This is a genomic window from Bradyrhizobium sp. SBR1B (assembly GCF_014198205.1).
Lineage (GTDB): Bacteria > Pseudomonadota > Alphaproteobacteria > Rhizobiales > Xanthobacteraceae > Bradyrhizobium.
In genome coordinates this window covers 1-15973 of record NZ_JACIHC010000033.1, presented here as the reverse complement: position 1 = coordinate 15973, position 15973 = coordinate 1, and the positions used below count along the sequence as shown (strand labels likewise).

Sequence of the window (15973 nt, the reverse complement as noted above, 5' to 3'; positions counted from 1 at the left end):
GAGGCTGTCATGAACAAGCCAATCAGCCAATCGGCCAATCAGGCAAGCAGAACATGATAACGCTCTCCAAGGAGCGCAGATCGCTGGACGATCGTGAAACCGACATTCTCGTGATCGGTAGCGGTGCAGCCGGCCTGTCAGCTGCTCTCTACGCAGCGAAAGCTGGGTTACGGGTCACCGTCTGCGAAAAATCGCCACGACTTGGTGGAACGACAGCTCTGTCCAACGGCATGATTTGGGTTCCGTGCTCGGCTCAGGCACGCTCCGCAAAAATCGACGATTCGCTTGCCAGGGCTCGGACCTATCTTCAGCATGAGCTAGGCAATTACTACCGGTCAGACTTTATCGACGCATATCTGGAGGACGGTCCGACCGCGCTTGCTTCGCTTGAGAACGGGACTGAGGTCAAGTTCACGCTGGCCGCAGCACCCGACTATCACTCCAGCCAAATCGGCGGGATAGACAAGGGCAGGGCACTCAGCCCTGCGCCTTACGATGCACGCCTTCTGGGCAGAGACTTCAATCTCGTCGGAGATCCCATTCGCGTTGTGCTTGGAGGGATGATGATCTCGTCCGGCGAGGTCCGAAGCTTCCTCAATCCGTTTCAATCCTTCTCGTCCTTCAAGCACGTCTTGCGGCGCGTGAGCCGCTACGCCCGGGATCGCTTGAGCTACAAGCGCGGCACGGAATTCAGTGGGGGCAACGCGCTGATCGCGCGCTTGCTGGTAAGCTTGCGGAAGCTCGATGTCGACATATGGCCGGCGTCTCCTCTTCGTGAGCTCATTAAGGAGGACGGGCGGGTCACCGGTGCGATCGTGAAACACGCAGGTTCCGAGGTTCGCGTGCGCGCTTCTCATGGCGTCATCCTCGCAACCGGCGGCTTCGCGCGCAACGCCCAGCTGAGAGCTGAGCTGAGCGGGCCACATCAGCATGACGACACCTTGGCTCATCCCGACGTCGTCGGCGACGGCATTGAGCTTGCAAGGAGGATTGGTGCCGCAGTCGACAAGGATGTGGCGTCCGCAGGGTTCTGGACACCAGTATCGATTCTCAAGACGGGCAGCACTTCAAAAGTGGTGCCGTATGGCTGGCTCGATCGCGGCCGTCCCGGCGTCATCGCCGTCGCGCCAAATGGGCGTCGGTTCGTAAATGAATCGAACTCCTATCACGACATTTGCCTGGCAATGTTTGCTAACGGATACCCCGCAGACAAGCGATTCTACTTCGTCTGTGATTCCGATTTCGTTCGCCTCAGAGGCATGGGGCATCTGTTGCCGTGGCCATGGACGATGAGCGTCGGAAAATACGCGCGGCTTGGATATATCAAGGTGGGCCAAACAATCCCAGAGCTCGCCCGCGAAATTGGGCTCGATCCGGCCGACCTCGAGAGAACGATCATGGAGCACAACACCCATGCCGCCACAGGGATCGATCCACTCTTCAAACGTGGTCAGTCGGCGTTCAACCGCACCCTTGGAGATCCATCGGTCGGAACAAAGAACCCAAATCTCGGACCGATCCGAAAGGGCCCTTTCATTGCGCTGCCGATCGTCCCAGCAACGCTGGGCACAGCGTCAGGCCTCGCAACCGACAGCTGCGGCAAAGTTCTGGACGCTCAACGCAAGCCAATTCAAGGTCTTTACGCCTGTGGCAACGACATGACGTCGCCAATGCGAGGCATTTACCCGGGAGCAGGAATTACAATCGGCCCCGCGATCGTCTTCAGCTACCGCGCCGTGGGGGATATCCTCGCCGCCTCAAGCACGGAGAAGCGCGTAGCATCCTAAATGGAGGAATGCGACTGCCAGCCTGGGATTCGAAAATCCTCATGCTCGCTGTTTCGCATGAGCCGAATAGCGGTGGGTCGAGGAGCACCTGATGCGCTCCCTGATCTGAGCGGCTTGTGTTCTGGGTTGCCCACGTTCTTTGTTGCAGACAGTGATGATAATGAGCCGCGACGATCTCAGCCATCTTTTTCCGACTGCCGATGACGCGACTTTGCACGAGGCATCCATTGCGCCTATTGAACAGCGGGGCGTTCTGGTCGACGGCGAAATGCGGGATTGGACAGGGCCGGTCAAGAACGTTTTCTCCCCCGTGATGGTACGCGGTAGGGATGGCGGTCTGACGCAGATTCGGGTCGGCAGCTATCCGTCCGGGGATGCCAGCGCAGCAATAACCGCACTCGATGCTGCGGTCGCTGCATATGACAGCGGGCGCGGCGCGTGGCCCAGCATGCGCGTCTCAGAGCGGATCCTAGCGATGCAAAGATTCCTTGCCGAGATGTGTGCACGCCGCGCCGAAGTCACACGGCTTATCATGTGGGAAATCGGCAAAACACTGTCCGATTCGGAAAAGGAATTCGACCGCACTGTGGACTACGTCCGGCAAACAATCGGCGCGTTACGAAATCTCGATAATGCGAACTCACGATTTGAAATCGTTGACGGAGTGATCGGCCTGATACGTCGAACGCCAATCGGCGTTGTCCTCTGCATGGGGCCTTACAACTATCCACTGAATGAAACGTTCGCGACGCTTATTCCGGCTTTGATCATGGGCAATTGCGTCGTCTTCACACCGCCGCGACACGGCGTTCTCTTGTTCGAGCCGCTGCTGGAGCTCTTTCGGACCACATTTCCGCCTGGAGTACTCAACTTCGCTTACGGTGATGGCGCCGAAATAGTCCCGAAGCTCCTCGAAACCGGCAAAATCAACGTCCTTACGCTCATCGGCTCCAGCCGGGTGGCGGATCACCTCAAGAAACTCCACCCAAGGACGAACCGCCTGCGTGCCATTCTGGGTCTGGACGCAAAGAACGCAGCCATCATTATGCCTGACGCTGATATCGCCCTCGCAGCTAAGGAATGCCTTCTAGGCGCGCTCTCGTTCAATGGACAGCGTTGTACAGCGCTGAAGATGCTGCTTGTACACCGCGATGTCGCTGATCCATTCATTTCGGCGCTATTGGCCGAACTTACTCAACTGAAAATTGGTATGCCCTGGGGTCCAGAGGTGACTCTGACGCCCCTGCCAAATATCGAAAAAGTAAGCCAGATGAACGCGCTTCTGGATGACGCCGTAACGAGGGGGGCCCGTATCCTCAATCCCGGCGGGGGGCTGAGCGTAGGCACGCTTTTCTATCCAGCTGTCGTCTATCCGGTGGGGCCATCGATGCGGCTCTTTCGCGAGGAGCAGTTCGGCCCGATCATTCCCGTGTTGGATTTCGATGACGTCGACCTCGCGCTTGATTACGTGGCGACCTCCGAACATGGCCAGCAGGTGAGCTTGTTCGCCCGCGATCCCGATGTTATCGGCCGGATGTCGGATGCTCTGGTCAATCAGGTCTGCCGCGTCAACCTGAATTGCCAATGTCAGCGCGGGCCGGACGTGTTTCCCTTTACGGGCAGGAAGGATGCAGCCGAAGGCACCCTGTCGGTCACGGATGCGCTACGTTCGTTCTCAATTCGATCCATGGTCGCCGCGAAGTATACGAGCCCCTCTCGCGAGATTCTGAATACTGTCATCGAGGGACGTCACTCCAACTTCATTCACACTGATTTCATCCTCTAACCAGGAGATCTAAGATGCGTCGTTCTCGCTCTGCCAAAATTGTAGCGACCGTGGCTCCGGCGACCGCCGCGCCCGAGATGATCTGCTCTCTCTATTTTTCAGGGGCGGATACGTGCCGGCTTAATTCAGCAACGGATCATATGACGAGCACGCGAGGGTGTTGGCGTGGATCCGGCAACTTGAAAGCGAGGTCGGTACGCCGATGGGAGTGCTGCAGGATTTAGGCATGAGCTTGCTTTGGGAGTTCACAGCATTGTTGCATCTAATCCGTCTCCGATGAAATCACGGAAATGGCGGCGGCGAAGGCGCGCAAGGACGGTTACGCGGAGCAGGGCGAGTAGCGATTGTCTCTGGGGTGCCATTTGGGCAGAAGGGCGCGACCAATCATCTGCGCGTTGCAGTTTGCTGAGGTCTCATAATGCAAATCCGCTGGCAGGCCGGATTGTCTGCTTCCTCCCTAGACTAAGCCGCTGTTGGAGACATCCAGCAGCGGCGATTTTTTGAAGCGATGATCTCAATGGTCAATGGCAAGGCGTTTCCAACGCGACTCATGTCGCGCCTTACAAGTCCAACAAATTGCTTCAATCGTCTGGGTGGCTGATTTGAATGTAAACGATGAGATGGGCGAGGTGCGTGCGTTCCTCGTGCTATGGGGGCATGCCTTCAATGCTCACGACTTCGAGAAGCTAGCGGCCTTTTACGCGCTTGACGCCTTGCTCTATGGTACATCCAGCGCGAAACTCTATTCCGGTGCTGACGAGATTCGTACCTATTTCCGTGGCACGCATTCGGTGCGGTTTGAGGCTTGGCGTTCCGTCCGATTGGGGGATAACCTCATTCTGGTGGTCGGCAATTACTTGTTTACTCAATCTTCCACAGATCAGGTTGTGACAATACCGGCGCGCTTCACCCTTGTGCTCAGCCACAAAGACGGCTTGTGGCAGATCCTGCATCACCATTCGTCCCGCACGCCCTGATTTTACGCTTGACGATGTTGTCCGTGCCGAATGCGTGGAACAACACATCTATGCCGTTCCGATAACCTCCCATTGCTCGAACGTGAGAACGCGAACGCTTCGGCATCAATCGCAACTCTGCATCGAAGCTCACATAATTGCGGATTCTTCCGGAAGTGTGCCGGCCTGTCTGTCGCCGCGATGTTGGTTCGGATCACCATGCCACTCCGAAGCCTCTGGCACGTAGCGTCCAAGCCGTATCTGGTGCAGGCTGCCTTTGCGATGTTAGTATACGAATGATCTATCTTAGGGGAGACTTACACTAGGCGCGCCGATGCGTATTATTCCCGCATAAATTGCTTCTTTTTTCGGCGGATTTTGTAGGATGGATTACTCAAAATTACCCAGTTTTAAGCTCCGGCGCGGTGACTCGTAAGCGCCAAGCATATTTTCTTGAAATGTTAGTGACGTGCCACCGCAGAGCGGCCTCACGCATACGCATTAGCCCTCTAGGAGGAAACCCCGTGTCAATCGTCCCGCCCACACCAGCACAATTGCGAGATGTCGCAGGGCAGTGCGGCCTTTCGCTTTCTGATGAAGACCTTGCCTCCTTTCGCGGCCTTATTAACGGGGCTCTTGAAGCATACAACTACATCGATGCCGTTCCGGACGAGCTACCGGAGGTGAAGTATCCTCGTACGCCGGGCTATCAGCCAAATGCCGAGGAGAACCCGCACAACGCTTGGTATCGAAAGACGAGCGTGCTTGGGGCGCCGAGCGGAAAGCTAAAGGGAAAGACGGTCGCCCTGAAAGACAACATCATGCTGGCCGGGGTGCCCATGATGAACGGCTCGGCGACGCTCGAAGGATTTGTGCCAGATATCGACGCGACCATTGTCACTCGCATGCTCGACGCAGGCGCCGAAATTGCAGGCAAGGTGCATTGCGAATGCTTTTGCACATCCGGTGGCAGCCATACGGGTGCGCTCGGGCCCGTGCACAATCCTCACAAGATGGGCTATTCGGCGGGCGGCTCGTCTTCTGGCTCCGGCGTCGTCGTTGCTCTTGGGGAAGTCGATATGGCGATCGGCGGCGATCAGGGGGGCTCGATACGTATGCCTTCGTCATTTTGCGGAATCTACGGCATGAAGCCGACCTGGGGCCTGGTTCCCTATACCGGGATTATGCCCAATGAAATGACCCTGGACCATACCGGCCCAATGACCGCAACGGTCGCTGACAACGCTTTGTTGCTTGAAGTGATCGCCGGGGACGACGGGTACGATCCACGCATCAAGGCGCCGAAGGTCGAGGACTACACCAAAGCGCTCGGCCAAAGTATCAGCGGATTGAAGATCGGCGTTCTCAAGGAAGGCTTCGAGCAGCCCGGAGCGGAAGCAGCGGTCAACAGAAGCGTTCGTGAAGCTGCCAAACGCTTTAAAGATCTCGGCGCCTCGGTTGAGACGGTCTCAGTGCCCTTGCATCTTCAGGGAGCCGCAATCTGGACCCCGATCGGCACCGAAGGCGCGACGCAGACCATGATGTTCGGCGACGGCTATGGCACAAGCCGATCAGATCTCTTTTCACTGTCTCTCATGGACTTTCATCGCGGCTGGCGCCGGAAGGCGAATTCCCTCTCCGAACAGGCAAAGCTATTCCTGTTGCTCGGCACATACATCAATAACAATTATGGGCCACGCTTTTATGGCAAGGCGGTCAACGTCTCTCGTCGCCTGAGAGCGGCATACGACAACATGCTCAGAGATTACGATCTCCTTCTGATGCCCACGACACCCATGAAGGCGACCCCGCTTCCTCCGCGTGATGTCAGCCGAGAGGACTATATCACACGGGCGACTGAGATGTTCACCAATACCGCTCCGTTTAACTTCACACACCATCCAGCGATGTCAATACCCTGCGGAATGGTGGATGGCCTGCCAGTTGGCTTGATGCTTGTAGGTCGCCACTTCGAGGAGGTGACGATCTATCGGGCGGCGCATGCCTTTGAGCAGATCGGTGACTGGAGGAAGATGTAGGAGCGGCGGCACGAGTGACGGCCGAAGCCGTCCCGCCATTGCTAACACTGCTTCTTTTGATGTGACGATCGATGACGCGCGCGCCCGTGAGCGCGTCGGATGTCCAGCCTGACATTCCGATTGCGGCATCGACCGATACGACGGCTGCAGTTGATTTCGAATTTCTTGAGTTGGTTCTTGTTTGAAGTAGCAGAGGAGGGAAACTAATGCGCAACTTGTCGACCTACGTTTTTGCAACGGCCGCCCTTTTGGCCTCTTATTCAGCCCCGAGGGCGGAGGATGTGTTGTCTGAAGTCTCAACCCTGGAAAATGAGTACTTTAATAATTGGTCGCAGGGAGCCGAGCAGGCGGCAAAAGCGCTCGGCTTGAACTACCGCATCCTTTCGGGAAAGGGTGATGCGGCTAAGCAAATCGAAATCTACGAGGCTCAGTTCGCGGCAGGGGTTAAAATTACGTTCGGCGAGAATCTTGTTGCCGCCAACATCAAGCCCATCGTCGAAATGGCTAAAAAGGCAGGAGCAGTGCACGTTGCTGTCTGGGAATCTCTGCCGGGCTTCCATCCTTTGGATGCCGGGACCGACAACTACGCGTTCGCGACGTTCTTTACGCCGGACGATGTCGACAACAGCTATAGAATTGCAAAATTGCTCTTTGATAAGATCGGCGGAAAAGGCAACGTCGTCCATATCACAGGCTTCCCAGGGGTGGACGCGGACATCGCCAGAACGGCCGGCTTCGAAAAAGCTCTAGCGGAATATCCAAACATCAAGGTCGTCGGCCGCCAGCCAGGCAAATGGAACCAAGTGGACTCCCGCAAGGTCATGGAAGACATGCTTGTGGCGCACTCTAAGATCGACGCAGTCTTCGCCCAAAATGACTCGATTGCCCTAGGGGCGATGCAGGCTGCCGAGGATGCTGGCATACACATCCCGATCACAGGGCTTGACGGAAACCGCGAAACGCTCAAGCTGGTGAAGGAGGGACGAATTCTAGCGACCATGGGCTTTACGCCACAATGGCAGGCGGGTTTTGCGCTTGTGCGGGCCTATGATGCATCAAAAGGGTTCAAGCCGAGTCCCTGTGAACGCATGCTGTACACCGGAGCGACGCTGATTACGGCCGCGAACGTCGATAAATACCAGGAATTTCTTGCAGGAGAAAAGCTCCCCTTTGACTGGAAGAAGATGTCGCGGGCACTCCATCCCAATGATTGGGATCCTCAAAATTATGTCTGGCCTATCGACGTAAAGAAGTACTGGGGAAGCCGTATTCCGGCCGGCTACAACCTTCCGAAGGCCTATCAGGAGGCTTTTGACGCTGGATGTGTGGCGCAACTCACGGCGGAGTATAAGGACCATTACAAACAGCGTATCCCCGAATAAACTGTGCCTGGATGCCTCCCTCTCCGAGGGAGGCATCTCCTGACGCAAGATGCTCAATCGGGTCGCACAATGTTGCAAGCATGGCAGGCGGGGCGTGGAGACGGCGAGCTAGCGCGCCGCATCATAACAATTTCGGTGTTTGCTCTCGCCTGCGCCGCGATCGGCTTGGCCGCCCCGTCGTTCTTGACCTTGAGCAATTTGAGAGCGATCGAACTATCTAGTTCCGTCCTTCTGGTCGCATCAGTTGGCGCGACCTTTGTGATCTTGATGGGCTCCATTGATCTTTCGGTGGGGGCTGTTGCTAGTTTCTGTGGCATGCTGGTGGCGCGGATGGCCCCTGACTTAGGTGTTTGGTCAATTCCGATCGGCTGTTTGGTCGGTCTGTCCTGTGGTTTGATCAACGGGCTTATCTACGTCCATCTCAGAATTCCCTCTATCCTAGTAACGCTGGCCACGGCAACAACGCTCTCCGGTGCCGTCCTCTTCATCTCCGATGGACGTTCGCTGACGGTGTCCGATGCTGCCGTGATTGAGATCGCCCAAGGCACATGGCTCCGCGTCATTCCCAATGGAGTGCTGATCTCCCTCGTCGTCTACTTGGCCGCGGTTCTGGTGGGTGCGCGCACTCGCTTTGGTCGCATGACATTAGCGCTCGGCAGTGATGAGCAAACGGCCACCCTCGTCGGCGTGAAGGTCAATACGATCAAAATACAAGCTTTCGCACTGTCAGGGGGGCTGGGCGGCTTAGCCGGGGCGCTGCTGGCCGCGCGTCTTGGGTCGGCCACCGCAACAATGGGCGGCTTTATGACTCTGGATACCATTACAGCGGTGGTCGTCGGCGGCACTGCGATCACCGGAGGGTTCGGCAACGTGCGTCTGACGATCCTCGGTGTGCTTTTTGCCACCACTCTGTCGAATGGTCTGAACACCCTCGCTCTGGCGCCTCATCTACAGGCGATCATCCAGGGTATCGTCATCCTGCTTGCTGTCCTCCTTAACACCAAACGTGTGAGCGCGGAGGACGTTAGATGACGACCAGGCGGGAACCGATCTTCCGCATGCGAGGTGGGTCCAAGAGCTTCAGCGGCAATTGCGTCGTTGACGGCGTCAATCTGGAGATATTCGCGAACGAAATTATCGGCATCGCTGGTGAAAATGGGGCAGGAAAATCCACAACCCTTAAAATGATCGCCGGTATTCATCCTCCCAATACTGGAGAAATGGAGCTATTCGGTAAACCTTTCAAGCCAGTCCGCTACACCCAGGCCGTCGAGGCCGGAATTTCGATGGTGTTCCAGGAGCAGGCGCTTATCCCCAGCCTTTGCGTTTACGAAAACGTCTTTCTGTCTCTTGAGTCAAACTTTACCAACCGCCTGGCCATCGTTGATCGGCATGCGATGATTGCCCACACCGAAAGGCATATGAAAGACCTCGGCCTTGCGCACATCGACCCGCGCCGGCGGACAAGGGACTATGCGTTTCACGACCGACAGATGATCGAGATTGCCAAAGCTTTTGCATTGGCCGAGTACTTCCACGTCGATCATCCGATTATCCTGCTTGACGAGCCGACCGCCGCCATCGGTGAGCGCGAAGTTGCGCTTCTCTTTGAATCGATCCGCCGATTCCGCGCGCGCGCATCCTTCGTCCTCATCACTCACAGGCTTTCCGAATACATCGAGCTGTGTGACCGCATTTATGTCTTCAAAGATGGTCGAAACGTGGGTGAGTTTGCCGGAGAACGGATTTCCGAGCAGAACCTGCACATGGCCATGGTCGGGCGGGTCAGGGACGAAGAGTACTTCAAGGAGAAGCGCCAGCGGAATGTTACCGAAGCGCCTATCGCACTTTCCGTTAAGGGGCTTGGGGGCGAGAACGTCAAAAGCGTGAGCTTGGATGTTCGGAAAGGCGAGATTGTCGGGCTTGGCGGACTGGTTGGATGCGGCAAAGAGGCTGTGGGAAGGGCAGTTGTCGGATTTGATCCATTTCCAGCAGCGGGGACTGTCGAGGTGAACGGAAAGGTCCTGCCTGTTCGGGCCCGTGGTAAAGCCGCAATAGCAAATGGCGTAGGCTTCGTGCCCAAGGAGCGAAAGACCGAAGGCATTGTACCATACATGTCAGTTGAAGCGAACATTTCGCTCGCCTCGCTCCCCCTCGTATCCCGGCTGACTGGAATCATATCGGCGGCGCGAGAACGGTCTTTAGCCGAGAAGCACGTCAATGGCTTACGGATCCGATGCAGTGGCCCTACGCAACTCTGTCAATTCCTCTCTGGGGGAAACCAGCAGAAGGTGGTGTTGGCAAAATGGCTGGCGCGTGGGGTACAGATCCTTGTGCTCGACAATCCCACTCGAGGCGTTGATGTCGGTGCAAAAGAGGAGATTTACGCGGTCCTCAGGGATCTGACAGATCAGGGAGCAGCCATCCTTCTGATATCAGATGATCTCCTGGAGCTCATCGGTCTAGCGAACCGGATTCTGGTAATGCGCGGTGGCGAGATTCAGTTCGAGCGGGACGCGCCTGCCAACGATAAACCGACGGAGCAGGAACTTGTCAGGCACATGGTCTGAGACCAAAGCGCGCACATCGAGATTGCGGCTCGGGGCCAGCGTCGAAAGCATGAGGCATTTTGTTCGGCGTCACCGCGCGATCATCAATTCAGCGGGCCCCATCCTTCTATTGCTGGCGATGGTCGTCGTTTTCACTGCGATCAATCCTCGCTTCCTGAGCTGGATAAACGTCTTCAATCTGATGAGACAATCGTCCATCCTGCTCATCGTTGCCACCGGCATCACTTTTGTCATTCTCATGGGGGCGATCGACCTCTCCGTCGGGGCGATCGTGACGTTTGTGGCAGTCTCCTCCGCTGTTCTGATCCGGGATTTCGGTTTCAGCGCCCTCGTCATCGTATTTGTGGCTTCCGCAATGGGGGCGCTTTGTGGCGTTCTCAACGCAATTTTGGTGCTTCGCCTGCGGATACCCTCCTTTGTCGCCACCCTCAGCACCATGACCATCATTGGCGGAATTTCCACCTGGATCAGTGGAGGGGTAAACGTGTTCTTCCGAAGTCCGGATCTCACGTGGGTCGCATCCGGTGCAATGATCGGACGGATCCCAAATTCGGGAATTTTGGCGCTCCTCATATTTGCGTTCGCCTCTTTCGTTGGTGCGCGAAGCCATTTCGGTCGATCTCTGTTTGCTATCGGCGGAGGAGGAGTAACGGCTCGGCTTTCGGGCATAGATGTTCTTCGCACCAAGGCCGTCGCCTTCATCGCGTCCGGTACTCTCTGCGGAATTGCAGGTTTACTGCTTGTTGCGCGAACCTCGACCGGAACCGCCCGAATGGGAGATGACCTCCTGCTTCAGGCGATTGCGGCGGTGGTTATGGGTGGAACTGCTCTGTCAGGCGGTTCGGGAGGCGTGCATCGAACGCTGGTTGGGGTGCTCGTGATTGCGGTCCTGCAAAACGGACTGAACATCGCAGGGATGCATACTTATATTCAAATCATGGTCACGGGACTTATCGTCATTCTGGCGGTGACAGTCACACTCGATCGGTCACGACTGGCATTCATCAAGTAGGAGGGAATCTCTCCGGCCACATTCACGAAGCCATCTGGACGCTTCCTTGCACATACGACCTTTTTTTGGGGGCTGCATCCTCTTTGGCTCGCAACGCAAATACGGTCCGATCGCCCACTAGGAATACACGAAAGCTGATCGGCGTGGTGCCGGCGACGAAGCGACCGACGTGGGGCGCGGTGCTCAGCGCCGAAAGTACGAAGTTTACATTGAGCTTCTCTGTTGGGGTAATCTCGCCTTGTTCTGGTGCCGTTCGTTAGGCTCGTTGTCGAAGGCGGCGGCTCTGCGCGCAGTTCATCGCCGGGCCATCGGCGAGTATCGGCACCGCCCGGCTCTAGCTAAGCTCACAAAGAATAGCTCACGCAAGCTATAGAACTGCACTGACTGAGCAACCGGGGCTTCCTCGTCATCTGGCGGCTACCTCTCGGGTCTACATTTGTGGATGATGAATCAGCCGGACGTCGTTCGGTCCCCCCGGCCCCAAGAGCGCGGTGTAACGCTCGCCGGCAAGATCGTATTGCTTTATTTGCTGCGTCGCATCCGGCAAAAGGCCCCAGCGGCCGAGCTTAAAAATCATCGTGTAGGGGGCAGGTTGGGTGCCGTGGATAAAGCCCTCAGGAACGGCGAAGGATGCAGCGTACACTTCGCGAACCGCAGGCGGCGTTGTTTCAGCCCTGGCCGAGGCCGGACCGGCTTGCTCTATCGTCCGTGCAAGCGGTGCTGACGAGGTCCGATTTGCTGACCGTTCGGTTGGTTGCGGAACGGTTTCTGGTCGAGATCCAAAATGAATGGGTGCTCCTGACAGATTGAGTGGAGCGCTGCCTCTCATCGCTGCCGCGGGCACGAACAGCGCCGTGAAGCGGTCGGTGTGAACTATGAAAGGCGCGGGTGGGCTGTCCTGGCTCGGCAGGACGTTGCTTCCCTCGAGCGCAGCTGACGTACGTTGGCCAACGTGTCCGCCGCCGAAGGAACGAACGGCCACCTCTGAATCCGGGGCCTGGTCATGACGCTCGGTTGGCGCGGCGCGTTCCATCATCGCCCACAGTAGATCTTGATCGTAGCCTTCGGCAGGAAGCACCAATGGATTGCTAGGCTGAAACGGTGTAACGGCATTGTCCATCGGCTCGCGAGCGACCGAACTGCCAGGCTCGCTGAGTTGGCGCTCATTGGCGTCCGCTTCGGTTTGGTCTAGTGTCCTTTGCCTCTTCTCAGGCCTAAACTGTCCGGTGTAGTCCTGACCGAGGAGGACGCCGTGACCCGAACTGGGATCGGTGGCGGCGAACTCGTTCGCTGCTGGCGGGCTGCCGTCGCTCCAGTTTAGGTAGCGAACGAATTCATCTGGGGACTGATGATGGCGCGGGGGTGGGTAGAGAGACGATCCCAGGATCGCTTCTCCCATGATTTCTCGCAGCGGATCTTGATAGCGACCACGGCCAGCAGGCTCGTTGTCCGATCCCAAAGCTTCCCCCGGCGCGCTATACCACGCAACGGGGTCCTCGCGTCTGGCGAGGGCCTGTTCTAGATAAGGGTCGTCGTCCCTCTGATGCTCAAGTCTAAAGGCGCCGGCGAGTCTATGGTCTCCGTCAGCCAGATGAGGATCGGAGTGATCGGGAAGAATAGGATGCTCTGCGGTCGTGGCATCGAGTTGCGGCACGTCAACCATGTAGGACCCAAAATCCGCTTGCCTCTGCTCCGCTTGTGATGCCGCGGCGTTAAAAGCAGCGAAGTCCGAGTAGAGTGGGTTGATGCTGTTAAATGGGTCCACGTACCTCTCCCGCGCTTGAGTATCGCCCAAAGTACTGACTCTAATGGGATCACCTGTCGAGAAGCTGACGCGCTGAGAGATGCAAGCTGCAATAATGTCCTGCAGATTGCCACGCTTCGCTCTTTGAGAGAGCTTGCGAAGGCGCTGGATCTGAATAGCTTTGCAAGAACTGTCCGGGCAGGTTGAAGCCGGAACGAACGGCCTTCGCTTTGAAGAGTCCGGTCTTGGAGAAACCAGAAAATCGTGTCACAACGAAAGTGTAATAAACTAAAACTCTGAACGATGCCGCTCGGCTGGCATTCGAACTGGGGAGGTCAAACTCGCAGAAATGTTGTCAAGAGGATCTTCACCTAAGCCGAAGGAGAACACGATTCAGGTTCTCTTGGCGCAGGTTGCGGCGTTGACGGTGCTGGAATTTTTTGCAGCTGTCATGCCATGACGGCGAGAGCGTGAGAGGGTTGCGGCCTCTTGCGATCACCGCAACGCGGTGCGCCCATTTGTTTTCAAAGACGACCGGCAGGTTTTGAGGCCTGCGTGATTCATCTTTCGACCGAGCGCCAAAGCTTTTGCGATGAATCAACAAGCTATTCCTGGCCGGCTGGTCCGCTGTTTCGAGCGATCATCATTTGTCCTGCCATACCTGCGAAATGCACGTCTGTAGACAGCTCATAGTCAGCGGCAAAGCGCAGTTCCCGGAGTGGCCGAACGAGTCTGATCGCCTCTTGATATAATTCGTGCCTCTTGTATGCAGCCAGGTCGGTCTCGCTCGCAAACTCGCCATACACCACGACGTCAATGTCATTGTCGAGCTGGTCGCTCTTGCGATTGCACGCAATCTCGAGCCGACGCGCATGTGGGATTGAGGTAAGAACCGACAGACCTTTGACGATTTGGTCGATGCCGGCTTTGTCCCTGACTGTGAAGAAGACGATGTGACGGATCATGGTGGCCGCAAATGAGACGCCGCAACTTGGTCGAGTTTCATATATTGAGATTGTGCTCACGGCAATGCTTTAGCAGACATCGCCGTTGAACTGGCCCTGATGCGAGGATGCCGCAGCTGTGCAGCAGATTCATTGAGAGATCTTTGAAGATCAAGAGACATTCATCCTTGTTGACTTGTGCGAGGCGTGAGCGATACGCGCAGAGCGAAGTCTCAAGGCACTGAGGCTAATCTGAAATTTACCGGAACTCCAAAAGAGCGCTCGGTGCAAAGTTCCTTCGGTGGGATTCGGCGTGTGGCTTGAGGATTATCACGATGGATGATGCGACGTCGGGGGGTGCCTCGTTGAAAGCCGGTACGCGCAAAAGTAACGGCATGTATCCCTCTCGTGCAGTTAATGTGCGTCGATTGTTGCTTTCTCGGGGTGAGACAACTCAACGCCAGCTGCCAGCTTGCGTTGAAGCCCGCCGATGAGTAAGGCGTTATCGTTCAACCGGCGTCCGCTTTGTGAGCCGTCGCTGCTTATGCTGGAGGATGATATTGCGTAGAAGTGCCGATATCTGGACAAACTCGACGAGCCAGCAGCGGATCGTGGTGACGGGTACAGGTTTTGAAGTCGGGAAAACCGTGTTCTGCGCAGGGCTCGTCAATCTCCTCGGCGCGAGTTATTGGAAGCCAATTCAACTCGGCCTCGAAGCAGAAACGGACAGCGAGTGCGTCGCTCGGCTTGCAAGTCTTTCGCCAGATCGCATTGTGCCCGAGAGCTACCGACTGCAAACAACCACTTGGCCGAACTATTCCACGGAGCTCGACGGGGCCCGCATCGAAACGGAATCACTGAAGCCGCCGGCTATTGCAGACCGCCCCCTCGTGATTGAGGCGACGGGCGGGCTGATGGAGCCATTGAATTGCACCTCTCTCTATATTGACGTCTTGGAGAGCTGGCGATTTCCTGTAGTCCTGGGCGCGAGCACAGCTTCCGACACGATTAATTGTTCACTGCTGTCGATCGAGGCGCTGCGAAGACGCCACATCGATATTCTGGGAATTGCTTTCGTTGGTGAAAGGAATTCGGATGCTGTGACGGCAATTTGCGAGATTGGACGGGTGCGGTGGTTGGGGCGGCTACCTTGGATCGCGCATCTGTCGGCAGAGGCACTGCAAGCCGCGTTCAAGGCCTCTTTCTTGTGTGATGATTTCAATTCCCCGTCCTAAGAAGAAGCCGTTCCGAAAGTCCATGCAGCACGTACGTCATCCGGACCTTGCTCAATCGATCTGGCTGAATCTGCTCGCCTCATGAGCTAACTGCACAGGTGACGTGAATTCCGGTACTTATGCAAGAAACTGCCGTGCTCGACGAGCTCGCGGCATATAAACTCCGTGTTCGTCATTTCTGCTCGATCCCCCGGGGCTCTCATATGGCTTGGCGGCGGCGGCGGTCGAACTGCGATCAAGCACGACTGAGGAATAGCGTGTTGGAATGGGAATCCTACTGTGTTGCCGCCCCGGCGGCCTTACTGCTGCGAGTGTTGTTGATTCCACCCCGTTCGTTAAGCCAATCGGCCTTGGGAAGACTCACGCAAGTCCGGACCAACATCAGGTTCGATGTTAAGAATAAGCTGAGGTTGTCACGTTGGTCCTAGCAGGCTGTTGAAAAAGGCACTCGCCGTCGACCGGTGACCGTGATTCATTGGCTCCGACGAGATTCGGAGATGGTGCGTGCGCGGCGGGGA

General features: G+C 56.6%; 11 protein-coding genes. 9 read left to right on the top strand and 2 right to left on the bottom strand.

The window, feature by feature from the left end:
- The first annotated feature begins 53 nt into the window (after positions 1-53).
- The 8 genes from GGD61_RS38040 to GGD61_RS38005 all read left to right on the top strand — a co-directional run bounded on the left by GGD61_RS38040 (position 54) and on the right by GGD61_RS38005 (position 11532).
- On the top strand, positions 54-1787 hold the full coding sequence (locus GGD61_RS38040; protein ID WP_183232283.1) for an FAD-dependent oxidoreductase: 1734 nt from the start codon (positions 54-56) through the stop codon (positions 1785-1787).
- A 160-nt stretch (positions 1788-1947) separates the two neighbouring features.
- Complete coding sequence (locus GGD61_RS38035) at positions 1948-3573, top strand: NADP-dependent glyceraldehyde-3-phosphate dehydrogenase (protein ID WP_246786168.1); 1626 nt, start codon at positions 1948-1950, stop codon at positions 3571-3573.
- A gap of 524 nt (positions 3574-4097) precedes the next feature.
- Entirely contained in the window at positions 4098-4550 is a 453-nt protein-coding gene (locus GGD61_RS38030; protein WP_246786167.1) for a nuclear transport factor 2 family protein, read from the top strand.
- A gap of 503 nt (positions 4551-5053) precedes the next feature.
- Positions 5054-6568 carry an amidase gene (locus tag GGD61_RS38025; RefSeq protein WP_183232281.1) on the top strand — a complete coding sequence of 505 codons (1515 nt, stop codon included), beginning with the start codon at positions 5054-5056 and terminating at the stop codon, positions 6566-6568.
- A gap of 206 nt (positions 6569-6774) precedes the next feature.
- Positions 6775-7950 (top strand): sugar ABC transporter substrate-binding protein, encoded by a 1176-nt coding sequence (locus GGD61_RS38020; protein ID WP_183232280.1) that lies wholly within the window; start codon positions 6775-6777, stop codon positions 7948-7950.
- A gap of 69 nt (positions 7951-8019) precedes the next feature.
- Positions 8020-8982, top strand: a complete 963-nt coding sequence (locus tag GGD61_RS38015) for an ABC transporter permease (RefSeq protein WP_183232279.1) — start codon at positions 8020-8022, stop codon at positions 8980-8982.
- Positions 8979-10520 carry a sugar ABC transporter ATP-binding protein gene (locus tag GGD61_RS38010; protein ID WP_183232278.1) on the top strand — a complete coding sequence of 514 codons (1542 nt, stop codon included), beginning with the start codon at positions 8979-8981 and terminating at the stop codon, positions 10518-10520. Before GGD61_RS38015 ends, GGD61_RS38010 begins: the two co-directional genes overlap by 4 nt.
- A gap of 49 nt (positions 10521-10569) precedes the next feature.
- Complete coding sequence (locus tag GGD61_RS38005; RefSeq protein ID WP_183232277.1) at positions 10570-11532, top strand: ABC transporter permease; 963 nt, start codon at positions 10570-10572, stop codon at positions 11530-11532.
- A gap of 430 nt (positions 11533-11962) precedes the next feature.
- Here GGD61_RS38005 and GGD61_RS38000 read toward each other — a convergent pair whose 3' ends face one another.
- A complete protein-coding gene (locus tag GGD61_RS38000) occupies positions 11963-13297 on the bottom strand; it encodes a hypothetical protein (RefSeq protein WP_183232276.1) in 1335 nt (444 codons plus the stop codon).
- A 584-nt stretch (positions 13298-13881) separates the two neighbouring features.
- The gene (locus GGD61_RS37995) at positions 13882-14241 is read right to left on the bottom strand and encodes a Dabb family protein (RefSeq protein WP_183232275.1); all 360 of its coding nucleotides are present in this window, start codon (positions 14239-14241) and stop codon (positions 13882-13884) included.
- A gap of 539 nt (positions 14242-14780) precedes the next feature.
- On the opposite strand from GGD61_RS37995, the gene GGD61_RS37990 reads away from it, so the two are divergent.
- Positions 14781-15455, top strand: coding sequence for a dethiobiotin synthase (locus tag GGD61_RS37990; RefSeq protein ID WP_246786166.1), 675 nt, complete (start codon positions 14781-14783; stop codon positions 15453-15455).
- Positions 15456-15973: the final 518 nt, after the last annotated feature.